Source organism: Paracoccus sp. DMF-8, from assembly GCF_029309835.1.
GTDB lineage: Bacteria > Pseudomonadota > Alphaproteobacteria > Rhodobacterales > Rhodobacteraceae > Paracoccus.
Genome location: NZ_JARJHL010000010.1, coordinates 522,960 through 537,650, shown reverse-complemented (window position 1 = coordinate 537,650; position 14,691 = coordinate 522,960). Strand labels below are relative to the sequence as shown.

Annotated in this window: 9 protein-coding genes and 2 pseudogenes; 4 read left to right on the top strand and 7 right to left on the bottom strand. The window is 64.4% G+C overall.

All coding sequences use genetic code 11. From position 1 onward, the window contains the following. Positions 1–27: 27 nt before the first annotated feature. Both PE067_RS09900 and PE067_RS09895 read left to right on the top strand, forming a co-directional pair. A pseudogene (locus PE067_RS09900) lies at positions 28–1,091 on the top strand (IS256 family transposase). 167 nt (positions 1,092–1,258) lie between these two features. Then, complete coding sequence (locus PE067_RS09895) at positions 1,259–1,519, top strand: hypothetical protein (protein ID WP_276189227.1); 261 nt, start codon at positions 1,259–1,261, stop codon at positions 1,517–1,519. A 254-nt stretch (positions 1,520–1,773) separates the two neighbouring features. Here the strand turns inward: PE067_RS09895 and PE067_RS09890 are convergent, their stop codons facing one another. From PE067_RS09890 to PE067_RS09870, 5 genes and pseudogenes are all read right to left on the bottom strand, one after another. Then, entirely contained in the window at positions 1,774–3,279 is a 1,506-nt protein-coding gene (locus PE067_RS09890; protein ID WP_276189225.1) for an NAD(P)(+) transhydrogenase (Re/Si-specific) subunit beta, read from the bottom strand. A 10-nt stretch (positions 3,280–3,289) separates the two neighbouring features. Then, positions 3,290–4,865: pseudogene (locus PE067_RS09885) on the bottom strand (Re/Si-specific NAD(P)(+) transhydrogenase subunit alpha). A 344-nt stretch (positions 4,866–5,209) separates the two neighbouring features. Continuing rightward, positions 5,210–5,656 carry an isoprenylcysteine carboxylmethyltransferase family protein gene (locus PE067_RS09880; protein WP_276189223.1) on the bottom strand — a complete coding sequence of 149 codons (447 nt, stop codon included), beginning with the start codon at positions 5,654–5,656 and terminating at the stop codon, positions 5,210–5,212. Next, positions 5,653–7,794 carry a malate synthase G gene (locus PE067_RS09875; protein WP_276189221.1) on the bottom strand — a complete coding sequence of 714 codons (2,142 nt, stop codon included), beginning with the start codon at positions 7,792–7,794 and terminating at the stop codon, positions 5,653–5,655. Before PE067_RS09875 ends, PE067_RS09880 begins: the two co-directional genes overlap by 4 nt. A 185-nt stretch (positions 7,795–7,979) precedes the next feature. Continuing rightward, the gene (locus PE067_RS09870; RefSeq protein ID WP_276189219.1) at positions 7,980–8,657 is read right to left on the bottom strand and encodes a hypothetical protein; all 678 of its coding nucleotides are present in this window, start codon (positions 8,655–8,657) and stop codon (positions 7,980–7,982) included. A gap of 183 nt (positions 8,658–8,840) precedes the next feature. On the opposite strand from PE067_RS09870, the gene pepN reads away from it, so the two are divergent. Beyond that, positions 8,841–11,390, top strand: coding sequence for an aminopeptidase N (gene pepN / locus PE067_RS09865; RefSeq protein ID WP_276189217.1), 2,550 nt, complete (start codon positions 8,841–8,843; stop codon positions 11,388–11,390). Between the two features lie 53 nt (positions 11,391–11,443). Next, positions 11,444–12,340 carry a lysophospholipid acyltransferase family protein gene (locus tag PE067_RS09860; RefSeq protein WP_276189215.1) on the top strand — a complete coding sequence of 299 codons (897 nt, stop codon included), beginning with the start codon at positions 11,444–11,446 and terminating at the stop codon, positions 12,338–12,340. A gap of 77 nt (positions 12,341–12,417) precedes the next feature. Here the strand turns inward: PE067_RS09860 and proB are convergent, their stop codons facing one another. Together proB and obgE are read right to left on the bottom strand one after the other, a co-directional pair. Beyond that, positions 12,418–13,530, bottom strand: coding sequence for a glutamate 5-kinase (gene proB, locus PE067_RS09855; protein WP_276189213.1), 1,113 nt, complete (start codon positions 13,528–13,530; stop codon positions 12,418–12,420). Beyond that, positions 13,518–14,552 carry a GTPase ObgE gene (obgE, locus tag PE067_RS09850; RefSeq protein ID WP_276189211.1) on the bottom strand — a complete coding sequence of 345 codons (1,035 nt, stop codon included), beginning with the start codon at positions 14,550–14,552 and terminating at the stop codon, positions 13,518–13,520. The genes proB and obgE overlap by 13 nt, the downstream gene beginning before the upstream one ends. Positions 14,553–14,691 lie beyond the last annotated feature (139 nt).

The following is a 14,691-nucleotide window of genomic DNA, read 5'->3' as shown; positions in this document are numbered from 1 at the left end:
GTAACTGCTCTGAGAGGAGACCCACATATGAGCATCGACAAAGACCTGCTGGACCTGCTGATGGAAGGTCGCTCGCCTGGCGCTCTGTTTGGCAAGGCCGGCATCCTGGCGGAACTGACGAAGGCGCTGGCGGAACCTGCGTTGAACACAGAGATGGCATCCATCTCGATGAAGAGCAGGCAGAAGAAGCGCCTGAGGGCCAGACCCAGCCTCTCAACCGCCGCAATGGGCGCAGCCGGAAGACGGTGACCACCGACAGTGGCAAGGTGGTCCTGGACATTCCCCGCGACCGCAACGGCAGTTTCGATCCGCTGCTGATCGCCAAATATCAGCGCCGCTTTCCCGGGTTCGACCGCAAGATCGTCAGCATGTATGCCCGGGGGATGACGACCCGCGAGATCCAGGGTTACATAGAAGAAATCTACGGCATCGAGGCGTCGCCGGGCTTGATTTCGGCGATCACCGACGCGGTCATGGAGAAGGTCAGCAGCTGGCAGAACCGCCCGCTGGAGCCCTGCTGTCCGATCGTCTTCATGGACGCGATCGGGGTCAATATCCGGACCGACGGGGCCGTGTCGAACAAGGCGGTCTTCGTGGCTCTGGCAGTTTTGCCGGACGGCACGCGGGACGTTCTGGGCCTGTGGTTCCAGGCCAATGAGGGCGCGAAGTTCTGGGCCAGGGTTCTCGGCGACCTGCGCAACAGAGCTGTCCAGGACATTCTCATCGCCGTCGGGACGGGCTGAAGGGCTTCCCTCGGGCTATCCGGGGCGGCCTTTCCCCGGACGCGGATTCAGACCTGTATTGTTCACCTCCTGCGCCAGTCCATGAACTTCGCCAGTGACAAGGACCGCAAGGCCGTCGCCGCCGCACTCAAAGCGATCTGCACCACGAATTCCATTGAGGCCTTGAACTCGAAAATCCGCCGCGCCGTCAGAGCCCGCGGCCACTTCCCAGGCGACGACGCAGCGGCGAAATTGATCTGGCTGGCGCTCAATGCGACATCGACCGAGTGGAAGATATCGGTGCGCGAATGGCACGCTGTCAGAAGCCAGATCGCCATCATCTTCGAAGAACGCTGCCCAATGGCCTGACAAATAGCGTCAGAACACAAAATATCGGACAGTCTCGTCAGTTCGGGGATGAGGATCGCGGCATCCCCGCCCGCCCATCCCTTGGCCCGCCCGTTCCTTGGCCTGTCGGATGACGACAGGGGGCGAATCGAGGATCTGGTTATCGGTGATCTATCGGAGTTGCTCGCATGAGTAAGTTTGATCCCCTTACCTCCATCGACATGGCCCTGACCGAAATCAGCATCGCCTGTGCATCGCTCGACCGTCTCGCCCATGCCATGACCGAACTGCGACAATCGCATCTGGAAAGCCGCCTGCCGGATCTGCGGCCCTGCGACATGCCTGTGACCGAGCATCGCCGCCAACACCGATCCGGCGTCCCGTCGATCATCGACAGCAATCAGGCGCTACAAGACTTTATCCTCACCCGAATCGACCGCCTGACCTAACACCAGATTGCCGCCAAGATCGCCGCTCACTTCCCGCCCGCGCACCGCGTCCACCCCGCAACGGTCCACCGTTGGGCGCAGCGCCATCGCGCTTCCGCAACAACCCGCGACCGTCTCCGACAACCGCGAGACTTCCCGGCTCTTCGCGTATCAAACCATCTGAAACGCCGGTATCAAACCCAATGAAATATAACCGACGCAACGAAAAAGGCGGGCCGCAGGGCCCGCCTTTTCCTTTTCCCTGCAACCGGCGATCAGTCGATCATCGGCAGCAGCGCATCGATGGATTTCTTGGCATCGCCATAGAACATGCGCGTGTTTTCCTTGTAGAACAGCGGGTTCTCGATGCCCGAATAGCCGGTGCCCTGACCGCGTTTCGACACGAAGACCTGCTTGGCCTTCCACACTTCCAGAACCGGCATCCCCGCGATGGGCGAATTCGGGTCCTCTTGTGCGGCCGGGTTCACGATGTCGTTCGAGCCGATGACGATCACCACATCGGTCGAGGGGAAATCCTCGTTGATCTCATCCATCTCCAGCACGATGTCATAAGGCACCTTGGCCTCGGCCAGCAGCACGTTCATGTGGCCCGGCAGACGGCCCGCGACCGGGTGGATCGCAAAGCGGACGTTCTTGCCCTTGGCGCGCAGCTTGCGGGTCAGTTCGCTGACCGATTGCTGTGCCTGCGCCACCGCCATGCCGTAACCCGGAACGATGATGACCTCATCGGCATCGTTCAGCGCGGCGGCGACGCCATCGGCGTCGATGGCCACCTGTTCGCCCTCGATCTCCATCGCGGGGCCGGTTTCACCGCCAAAGCCGCCCAGGATCACACTGATGAAATTGCGGTTCATCGCCTTGCACATGATATAGGACAGGATCGCACCCGAGGAGCCGACCAGCGCGCCGACGACGATCAGCAGGTCATTGCCAAGCGTAAAGCCGATGGCCGCAGCCGCCCAACCGGAATAGCTGTTCAGCATCGACACGACGACCGGCATGTCGGCGCCGCCGATGCCCATGATCAGGTGATAGCCGATAAAGAAGGCCAGCAGCGTCACGATCACCAGCCACAGCACGGGCGAGCCGATATCGGCGCAGTAAAGCACGCCGAAGACCACCGACAGGATCGCCGCACCGGCGTTCAGCGCATGGCCGCCCGGCAGTTTGCGCGGCTTGCCGTCGATCTTGCCCGCGAGCTTGCCAAAGGCGACGATCGAACCGGTAAAGGTCACCGCACCGATGAAGATGCCCAGGAAAACCTCGACCTTCAGCATGGCGATTTCGGCGGCGGTCTTGTGGGCCAGAACGGCGGTGAAGCCGGTCAGCTCCTCAAGCCGTCTGGTCAGACGCTCGATCGCCGCCGGATCGGTCGCCGCGGCATTCATCAGCGCATCCGGCGACAGTTGCGCGCGCAGCGCGTCGATCCAGCCCAGTTCGAACTGGGCATTGAAGCCGATCAGAACGGCCGCCAGACCGACAAGGCTGTGCATCGCGGCAACCAGTTGCGGCATTTCCGTCATCTGGACGCGCTTGGCCACGACCCAGCCAAAGGAGCCGCCGATCAGCAGCATGACCACGGTCACCAGCCAGTTGCCCGAACCCGGCCCGATCAGCGTGGCGACAACCGCCAGCGCCATGGCGGCGATGCCATACCAGACCGCGCGTTTCGCGCTTTCCTGTCCCGAAAGCCCCCCAAGCGAGAGGATGAACAGGACGGCCGCGACCACATAAGCGGCGGTGGAAAATCCGTATTCCATCAACCTCTCCTTACGACTTCTGGAACATGGCAAGCATCCGGCGCGTGACCAGGAAGCCGCCAAAGATGTTGACGCCCGCCATCAGCACCGATGCGGCGGCCAGCACCACGACCAGCCAGGACCCTGAGCCGATCTGCAGGATCGCGCCGACGATGATGATCGACGAAATCGCATTGGTGATCGCCATCAGCGGCGTGTGCAGCGAATGGCTGACGTTCCAGATCACCTGGAAGCCGACGAAGCAGGCCAGCACGAACACGATGAAATGCGACAGGAAGGACGCGGGCGCATAGATGCCGACCAGCAGCATCAGCGCGGCGCCGACCGCCAGCAGGGTCACCTGCGATTTGGTCTGCGCCCTGAAGGCGGCGATTTCCTTGGCGCGTTTTTCCTCGGGGGTCAGTTCCTTGACCTTTTCCTCGGGCTTTTGCGCGGCAATCGCGGCCACTTTCGGCGGCGGGGGCGGCTGCGGTCACATCGCCGTCATGGGCCACGGTCGAACCGCGGATGACGTCGTCTTCCATGTTCTGGACAACCTGCCCGTCCTTGCCGGGCGTCAGGTCGGCCATCATGTGGCGGATGTTGTTGCCGTAAAGTTCCGACGACTGCGCCGCCATGCGCGACGGAAAATCGGTATAGCCGATGATCACCACGCCATTGTCGGTCACGAAACGCTCGTCCGGGACGGTCAGTTCGCAGTTGCCGCCGCGTTCGGCGGCAAGGTCGACGATGACGGAACCCGTCTTCATCGCCTCGACCATGTCGCGGGTCCACAGGACCGGCGCATCGCGGCCCGGGATCAGCGCGGTCGAGATGACAATGTCCATCTCGGGCGCCAGTTCGCGGAATTTCTTCAGCTGCGCTTCACGGAACTCCGGGCTGGAGGGCGCCGCATAGCCGCCCGTCGCCGCGCCATCGGTCTGCTGTTCGGCGAAATCCAGATAGACGAATTCCGCGCCCATGGATTCGATCTGCTCGGCCACTTCGGGACGAACGTCAAAGGCATAGACCTGCGCGCCAAGGCTGGTCGCGGCGCCGATCGCCGCCAGACCGGCCACACCCGCGCCGATCACTAGAACCTTGGCCGGCGGCACCTTGCCCGCCGCCGTCACCTGACCGGTGAAGAAACGGCCGAAATTGTTCGCGGCCTCGATCACGGCGCGATAGCCCGCGATATTGGCCATGGACGACAGCGCGTCCATTTTCTGCGCGCGGCTGATGCGCGGGACCATGTCCATGGCGATCGCCGTGATGCCCTGCTTGCGCGCGGCTTCCAGCAGATCGGCATTCTGCGCCGGCAGGAAATAGGAAATCAGCGTCTGGCCGGCACGCATATTGCCGATTTCCGCCTCGCTTGGCGGGCGAACCTTGACGACGACGTCGACATCGCCAACCAGCTCTGCGGGCGTCCGGTCGACAGTGACACCGGCATCCTCATAGGCCTTGTCGCTGAAACCCGCACGCGCACCCGCGCCGCTTTCGACGAAAACCTCATACCCCAGTTTCTTCAGATGGGCCGCAGAGGATGGCGTGATCGCGACACGATTCTCGCCGTCCTGCAGTTCCCTAAGTGCACCGATTTTCATCGCGCCCCCCTTTTGTCCGCAGTCCGGCAAGCTGTAGCACCGCCTGTAGCGCCATCACAAGGCCGCGACTGACGTGACGGCAGTCAAAACGGCCCGATTTTGCGGGAAAACCCCTGTCAAATAGTCCTAATCCCAAAGTTTGCGAAAGAGTCGATTACCACAAAAATTTAATATCATTCAGATACTTGCACAACGATTATAATGCAAATTACCAGATACATGGTGCAAACCGGGCCATGCGCGCGCAGCCAGCGCCCGAGCGCGCTGCTGCAGATCGCCGCATGAATATCCGCCGATAAGCCGAAAGCGACGCAGAATCTGCCATAGACGACAGCAATGACGTTTCAGATCCAGCGCCGGACCCGCGCCGCATAGGCGTCATAGGCGCTGCCGAAGGCCTGCCGGGCTGTCGCCTCTTCCTGCAGGATAAAGCGCTGCGTCAGGAAAATCACGAACATCGGCAGCAGGATCAGGCCCCCCGCCGCGTCGAAGATCAGCAGAAAGCCCCCCAGAACCAGCAGATCGCCCAGATAGATCGGGTTGCGCGAAAAGCTGAACGGTCCCCATGTCACCAGCCGCGACGGCACCTGTCCCGGCATGAATGTCGTCCCGGCCCAGGCCATCGTGGCGGTGGCCCAAACCATCAGGGCGATGCCGGTCACAAAGACCGGCCAGCCCGGATATTGCGCCCATAGCGGCAGGCGCAGGTCCACCGACCAGCCGATCAGCAGGCTGGTCAGGCCGAAAACGGCCAGCCAGAGCTGCGGCAGCGCGGCAAGCCGGCCGATCACGCGCGCGTCTCGGCCTTGGCCTGCAGGCGGCGGGCATGCAGGACCGGTTCGGTATAGCCCGAGGGCTGGACGCGGCCCAGAAACACCAGATCGCAGGCCGCCTGAAAGGCCACGCCGTCATAGCCCGGCGCCATCGGGCGATACAGCGGATCGCCTGCGTTCTGGCGGTCCACGATCACGGCCATCTTGCGCAGCCCGTCCATCACCTGACCTTCGCTGACCACGCCATGCAGCAGCCAGTTCGCCAGTTGCTGGCTGGAGATGCGCAGCGTGGCGCGGTCCTCCATCAGGGCGACATCATGGATATCGGGCACCTTGGAACAGCCGATGCCCTGATCGACCCAACGCACGACATAGCCCAGAATGCTCTGGCAGTTGTTTTCGATTTCAGCGGTGATTTCGGCCTCGCTGTAATTGCGGCCGGCGGTCAGCGGGATGTGCAGCAATTCATCCAGTTGCGGGCCGCGCGGGTTGGCGGCCAGTTCGCGCTGGATCGCAAAGACATCGGCCTGATGGTAATGCGTCGCATGCAGCACTGCCGCCGTCGGGCTGGGCACCCATGCGGTATTCGCCCCGGCCCTGGGCTGGGCGATCTTCTGCTCCAGCATGGCGGCCATCAGGTCGGGCGCGGCCCACATGCCCTTGCCGATCTGCGCGCGGCCCGACAGGCCGCAGGCCAGACCGATATCGACATTGCGGTTTTCATAGGCGGTGATCCATGGCTGCCCCTGCATCTCGCCCTTGGCCAGCATCGGCCCGGCCTCGATCGAGCTGTGGTATTCGTCGCCCGTCCGGTCAAGGAAACCGGTGTTGATAAAGGCGATGCGATCCTTGGCCGCGCGGATACATTCGCCAAGGTTGGCGCTGGTGCGGCGTTCTTCGTCCATGATGCCCAGCTTGACGGTGTTGCGCGGCAGGCCCAGCAGATCCTCGACCCGGTCGAATATCTCGACGGCAAAGGCGACCTCTTCGGGGCCGTGCATCTTGGGCTTCACGACATAGACCGACCCGGTGGCGCTGTTATGGGTGCCGCTGTCGCGTTTCAGGTCATGCAGCGCGCAAAGCGTGGTGACGGCGGCATCCAGCAGCCCCTCGAACACCTCATCGCCGTTGCGGTCCAGCACGGCGGGCGTGGTCATCAGATGGCCGACATTGCGCACCAGCATGACGACGCGGCCCCGGAAGGTCACGGGCTGGCCGTCAGGGCCGGTCGCGGTGACATCATCGGCCAGCCTGCGGGTAAAGGTCTTGCCATTCTTTTCAACGGCTTCGGACAGGGTGCCCTGCATCAGGCCCAGCCAGTTGCCATAGGCCAGCGCCTTGTCCTCGCCATCGACGCAGGCCACGCTGTCCTCGCAATCCATGATCGCGGACAGGGCGGCTTCGATGACCAGATCGGAAATCCCGGCCTTGTCCTGCTGGCCGACCGGGGTCGTCGCGTCAAAGCGGATGCGGATCAGCAGCCCGTTGTTGCGCAGGAACACATCCGAAGGATTCGCCGCATCACCGATATGGCCCGCGAATTTCGCCGGATCGCGCAGCGCCGGTTCCAGCGCCCCGTTCGCGACCGAAAGCCCCGCGACATCCGCCCAGGAGCCGCTGGCCAAGGGCGCGGCCTTGTCCAGAAAATCGCGACCCCAGGCGATCACGCGGGCGCCGCGTCCGGCGTCATAGCCCCTGCCCTCAGGCAGATCGCCAAGCGCATCGGTGCCGTAAAGCGCATCATACAGGCTGCCCCAACGCGCATTGGCCGCGTTCAGCGCATAGCGCGCATTGGTGATCGGCACGACCAGTTGCGGGCCGGCGATGCTGGCGAATTCCGGATCGGTTTCAGGGGTGTCGATGGTGAAATCCGCGCCCTGCGGCACCAGATAGCCGATGCTTTCCAGAAAGGCGCGATAGGCGGCAGGGTCGATGTCCCGACCGCGATGTTCGACATGCCAGGCGTCAAGCTGCGCCTGCAGGGTTTCGCGCCGGTCCAGCAGCGCGCGGTTTTTCGGGCCAAGATCATGCAACAGGGCCGACAGGCCCTCCCAGAAATGGCGGGGGTCGATGCCGCTGCCCGGCAGGGCGCGGTCGGTGATGAAATCCGCCAGCACCTTTTCGACACGCAGACCGGCCTTTTCGACGCGTTCCATGGCTTTGCCTCCAAACGAATTGACGCCGCCTTGCTAGGACAATCGGGTCAGGCTTGCAACAGAACGGTATACGATTGTGAACAATTCGCTGCGCCCTGCGAAAGGCCGGGCAAAGCCGTGATCAAAACAAAGGCACCGCGCCGGTTTCCCGGCACGGCGCAAAGCGTTCAACTGTGCCCCGGGGCCTAGTTGCCCGGCGCCGGAGTCGTGGTGGTCGAGGTCGCATCATCGACGGCATCGGCCGCGTTTTCGACGGCGGTCTGTGCCGCATCAGCGGCATCATCGGCGGCCTGACCGGCAGCATCCGCCGCTTCGCCCGCAGCCTGCGCCGCATCGCTTGCCGCATCTTCGACGGCGGTGCCCATGGTCTCGGCCGCGTCCTCGGCCGCCTCGACGGCGGTCTGGGCGGCGGCTTCGGCATCGGCTGCGGCCTCTTCTGCGGCGCTGGCGGCGGCATCGGCCGCCTGACCCGCAGCCTCGGTGCCTTCGGTCACGGCCGTTTCGGCGGCATCGGCGGCACTTTCGGCAGCGGCGGCTGCGTCATCCGCAGCCTCGGAAGCCTGTTCGGCGGCGGGTGCGGGATCCACGGCCGGGGCCTCTGCCGCCGGGGTTTCGGCAGGCGTTTCTGCGGGCGTTTCCGGTGCGGTCACGGCGGCAGGCTCATCGGTCGTGACAACGGCATCCTTGTTCAGGAAATACTGCAGCACGAAATAGGCCACGGCCAGCGCCAGCAGAATGCCGATGATCAGCGGCAGAGGAGAGGAACGGGTTTCCACCGGCTCGACATAGGTTTCGGTCGCGGGCGGCGTGCGGTCACTGGGATCGACAGGCCGATGGGGCTCATTCGGATCGGTATGAGTCATCTTCTTCCTCTTGTGTTTTCAACAGGTCAGCTACCGTGCTGCCCGAACAAGCGGCACAAGGCAACAGAAAAGCTGCACCCTTTCGACGTCTTGCGAGCCTTCCTGCCTGGGGGTAACAGTCTGGCAGGGCGCAGGTTCCCGACCCGCGTGACATAAATTGGCAATCCCCGGCGGAGATCCGACATGGCCGAAACCCATTATCTGGCAGATTGGCAACCCTATCCCTTCCGGATCACCGAAACCCGTCTGGAGTTTGACCTTGCGCCACGGGGCACGCGGGTGCGGTCGGGCATCGGGTTTCACCGCGAATTGCCGGGCGATCTGGTTCTGGACGGCGTCGGGCTGAACTCTCAGGTCATCGCGATCAACGGGCTGCCGCTGACCGAATCGCAATTCCGCATTCAGGACGAACAACTGATCATCGCCTCCGACGCGCTGCCGGGGGATGATTTCACCTTCATGGCCGAGGTGCTGATCGACCCCGAAACCAATACCGCGCTGGAAGGGCTGTATCTGTCGGGCGGCATGTTCTGCACCCAATGCGAGGCGCAGGGGTTTCGCAAGATCACCTGGTATCCCGACCGCCCCGATGTGATGGCGCCCTTCCGCGTCACGATCCGCTCGGACCTGCCGGTGCTGCTGTCGAATGGCAACCCGGTCAGCCAGCAGGATGGCGTCGCCACCTGGCACGACCCATGGCCCAAACCCGCCTATCTGTTCGCGCTGGTCGCGGGCGATCTGGTCGCGGTTTCGGACAGCTTCACCACCGCATCGGGCCGCCATGTCGACCTGCATGTCCGCACCCGTCCGGGCGATCAGGAATATGCCGGTTTCGCGATGGAATCGCTGAAAAAGTCGATGAAATGGGACGAAGAGGTCTATGGCCGCGAATATGACCTGGATGTCTTCAACCTTGTCGCCGTCGATGATTTCAACATGGGCGCCATGGAAAACAAGGGGTTGAACATCTTCAACTCGAAACTGGTTCTGGCCAGCGCGGAAACCGCGACCGATCTGGATTACGAACGGATCGAGGGCGTGATCGGGCACGAATATTTCCACAACTGGACCGGCAACCGCATCACCTGCCGCGACTGGTTCCAGCTCTGCCTGAAGGAAGGGCTGACGGTGTTTCGCGACCAGCAATTCACCAGCGACATGCGCAGCGCGGCGGTCAAGCGCATCGGCGATGTGCAACTGCTGCGCGGCCGCCAGTTCCGCGAGGACGCGGGCCCGCTGGCCCATCCACCGCGCCCCGATCACTATCAGGAAATCAACAACTTCTATACCGCGACTGTCTATGAAAAGGGTGCTGAGGTCATCGGCATGCTGAAACGGCTGGTCGGCGATGACGGTTACAGATCCGCGCTGGACCTGTATTTCGACCGCCACGACGGTCAGGCCTGCACGATCGAGGATTGGCTGGCGGTCTTTCAGGACGCGACCGGCCGCGATCTGTCGCAGTTCAAGCACTGGTATACCGACGCCGGCACCCCGCGCCTGACGATGGTTGAGGACTGGCAGGACGGTCGCCTGACCCTGCGGTTCGCGCAGCATACCGCGCCGACGCCCGGCCAGCCCGACAAGCCCGCCCGCGTCATCCCCATCGCGCTTGGCCTGATCGGCCCGAATGGCGATGAGGTCCTGCCGACCACGGTTCTGGAAATGACCGAAGCGCAGCAGGAATTCAGCTTTGACGGGTTGGGCGCGCGTCCGGTGGTGTCGCTGCTGCGCGGCTTTTCGGCGCCGGTGACGGTCAGCCGCCAGATATCCGCCGATCAGCAGGCGCTGTTGCTGGCCCATGACACCGATCCCTTTACCCGGTGGGAGGCGGGCCATGATCTGGCGCTGGACAGCCTGATCGCGCGGATTTCAGGCGCGGCGGCGGAGCGTCATATCGAGGCGACGACGCAGGTTCTGGCCGATGCCCTGACCGATCCGGCCTTTGCCGCGCTGTGCCTTGGCCTGCCCGGCGAGGATGAGATCGCCACCGCCATCGCCGCGCGCGGCGACACCCCCGACCCTGCCGCGATCCATGTCGCGCGCGAAACCTATCTGCGCGATCTGGCCAGCCGCCACGGCGCCGCGCTGTCGGCGCTGTATGATGCCACGATCGAGGAAGAGCCCTATCGCCCCGATGCCGCCGGTGCGGCGCGGCGCAGCCTGCGGCTGGCCTGCCTGTCGCTGCTGTCGCGCATCGACGGGGGCGAGCGGGCCTTTGTCCTGTTCGGCACCGCCAGCAGTATGACCGAACGCTTTGGCGCGCTTGGCCAGCTGGTCGCCTGCGGCAATGACCGCGAGGCGCTGGAACTGCTCCGCCACGAATTTTCCGACAACCGGCTGGTCATGGACAAGTGGTTCATGGTCCAGCCCCTGCGCGCCAACCCCGAAACGGCGGTCGAGCGCGCCCGCGATCTGGCCGCGCGCCCGGATTTCGACTGGAAGAACCCCAACCGTTTCCGTGCCCTGCTGGGCGGCCTGTCGGCGAATCATGCGGCTTTTCACCGGGCAGACGGGGCGGGTTATGATTTCTATGCCGACTGGCTGATCCGTCTGGATCCGGTCAATCCGCAAACCGCCGCCCGCATGTCGACGGCCTTTGAAACCTGGACGCGGCATGACGACAACCTGCGCGCCCGGGCCCGCGCCGCCTTGCAGCGCATCGCCGATGTGCCCGGCCTGTCGCGCAACACGTCGGAAATGGTTACGCGTATCCTTGCCGCCGGGGCGTGACATGACCCGGATCGCTCTTGCGACTGTCACAATGCAACGGCAATAGTGGTGACATGAAAGCCCAGGACGAGATGCGCGCCCGGATCGAACCGCTTATCCACGAGCGGGCGCCCTGGCTGTTTTCCGGAAAATGGCACCATGGCGTGGCCCGCCATGTGCTGATGCGCCTGTTGCGCTATCCCCGCACGCTGAAGCTGGCCGAGGAATATCGCGACCTGCCCACGCAGGAGTTGATGCGCCGCGTCGCCATGCTGATCGCCCATGACATGCGGGTTTCGGGGCTGGAAAACATCCCGGCCTCGGGTCCGGCGCTGATCGTGTCGAACCATCCTACGGGCATCGCCGACGGGGTGATCCTGAATCACATCATTTCTGCGCTGCGCGACGATCTGTTCATCTATGCCAATCAGGACATCCTGCGCGTGCTGCCGCAGATGGCCGATCTGATCGCGCCGGTCGAATGGCGGCTGGAAAAGCGCAGCCATGCCAAGACCCGCGCCACCATGGATTACACCCGCGACGCGCTGGAGCGGGGGCGGATCGGGCTGATCTTCCCCTCGGGTCGTCTGGCCAAGCGCGAGGGGTTCGAGCTGCAGGAACGTCCCTGGATGGCCAGCGCGGCGATGATCGCCCGAAAATTCGCTGTCCCGGTCATTCCCCTGCGCATACGCGCCCGCAATTCGCTGCTGTTCTATCTGCTGGATGCCATCCACCCGACCGTGCGCGACGTCACCCTGTTCAACGAATTGCTGAACAAGGCCGGTCAGACCTATCGCGTGACTGTCGGCGCCGCAATCGACCCGGCGACGATCCCGCTGCGCAGCGAGGAGGGGATCGAGTTCCTGCGCCAGCGGGTCCTGTCCCTGCCCGAACCCGGCCCCGAGGCAGTGCATCTGTCCCAGTTGCGGCGTCTGGAACGGCATCGCCGTTCGGCAGTCACCCTGGCCTGAGGGCGTTTCCGGCGGATCTGCCGGACCGGGGCGCTGCCCCGGACCCCGGGGTATTTTGGTGATGAAGAAAGCCGGGGTCAGATGACCATGTCGTCGCGGTGGATCAGCGCGGCGCGGCCGGGATAGCCGAGGATCGTGGTGATTTCGTCGCTGCGGTGGCCTGCGATCTCGCTGGCCTCGGTCGAGGAATAGCGCATCAGGCCGCAGCCGATATGGTTGCCGCGCAGATCGAGGATGGCGACGGGTTCGCCACGTCCGAAATCGCCGCTGACCGCGGTAACGCCTGCGGGCAGGGGCGATTTGCCGCGATTCAGGGCGGCGGCGGCGCCGTCGTCGACGCGGACCTCTCCCCTTGGTTTCATGGCGGCGATCCAGCGTTTGCGGGCGGCCCGGGGGTCGGTGTCGGGCAGGAACCAGGTGACGCGGGCGCCTGCGGTGACGGCGGCCAGCGGATTGGCGACCGAGCCTTCGGCGATGGCCATGGCGCAGCCCCCGGCGACGGCGGTGCGGGCGGCCAGCAGTTTGGTTTTCATTCCGCCTTTCGAGATGCCCGAGACGGGATCGCCGCCCATCGCCTCGATCTCCGGGGTGATGTGGTCGATCACGGGCAGGTGGCGGGCGGTCGGGTCGGTTTTCGGGTTGGCGGTATAGAGCCCGTCGACATCCGAGAGCAGCAGCAACTGGTCCGCCCCGCAGGTCACGGCGATCTGGGCGGCCAGCCGGTCATTGTCGCCATAGCGGATTTCGTCGGTCGCGACCGTGTCGTTTTCATTGACGATGGGCACGACGCCAAGGCCCAGCAGGGTTTGCATGGTGGCACGGCTGTTCAGGTAGCGGCGGCGGTCGGTGGTGTCGTCCAGCGTCAGCAAAAGCTGGGCGGTCTTGACGCCATGCGGGGCCAGTGCTTCCTCGTAGGCGCGGGCAAGGCGGATCTGGCCGACGGCGGCGGCGGCCTGCGATTGTTCAACGCTGAGCGCGCCCGCGGGCAGGCCCAGCACCTTGCGGCCAAGCGCGATGGCGCCGGACGAGACCAGCACGACATCGGTGCCGCGCTGGCGGGCATCGGCGACGTCGTCGCACAGTGCCTGAAGCCATGCACCGTTCAGCCCGTCCGGCCCGACCAGCAGGGCGGAGCCGATCTTGACGACGAGGCGGCGGGCGCGGGACAGATCCGGGGTCAGGGCTGCCATTTCTGCGGCTCCCGGGATCCGGCGGTCTTGTGCCGGGTCGGCTCGATCCGGGTCCAGAGGGCGCGCAGCACCTCGGTCACGCCGACCTCGGAGACGCCCGACATCATCAGGACGGGGGCGCCGGTTTCGCTTTCCAGCGCCGCGCGGGCCGCATCGCGGGTGTCATCGTCCAGCGCGTCGATTTTATTCAGCACCGTGATGCGCGGTTTCGCGGCCAGCACCGGGGAATAGGCCGCAAGCTCGGTCAGGATGGTGCGGGCGTCGGCCGCGACATCGTCCGATGTGCCGTCGACCAGATGCAGCAGCACGCGCGAGCGTTCGACATGGCCCAGAAACTGGTCGCCAAGGCCCCTGCCCTCGGACGCGCCTTCGATCAGGCCGGGGATATCGGCCATGACGAATTCATGGGCATCGACGCCGACCACGCCGAGGTTCGGGTGCAGCGTCGTAAAGGGATAATCCGCGATCTTGGGCCGGGCGTTCGAGACGGCGGCCAGAAAGGTCGATTTCCCGGCATTGGGCAGGCCGACCAGCCCGGCATCCGCGATCAGTTTCAGCCGCAGCCACAGCGTGCGTTCCACCCCCGGCAGGCCCGGATTGGCATTGCGCGGCGCCCGGTTGGTCGAGCTTTTGAAATGCAGGTTGCCGAAGCCGCCATTCCCGCCCTTGGCCAGCAGCACGCGCTGGCCGGGTTCGGTCAGATCGGCGAGGACGGTTTCCTGATCCTCGTCCAGGATTTCGGTGCCGACCGGGACCTTCAGCACGATATCGTCGCCCGAGGCCCTGGTGCGCTGCGCGCCCATGCCGTGCTGGCCCGATTTCGCAAAGAAATGCTGCTGGTAGCGGAAATCGATCAGGGTATTCAGCCCCTCGACCGTTTCGGCCCAGACATCGCCGCCGCGCCCGCCGTCGCCGCCATCGGGACCGCCGTATTCGATGAATTTCTCGCGGCGGAAGGACACGCAACCCGCGCCGCCCCCGCCCGAACGGATATAGACCTTGGCCAGATCAAGGAATTTCATGGTGCTGTCGCCCGTCAGATAGCTTGTCGGGCCAAGGGCCGCGACCGTTGCAACCTGCGATACGCGCTGATGGCCCTGTCTTCAAGGCCCCTGTCTGCTGTCTTCGAGGCACCTGTCGTCAAGGGCCGGGGCGGGTGTT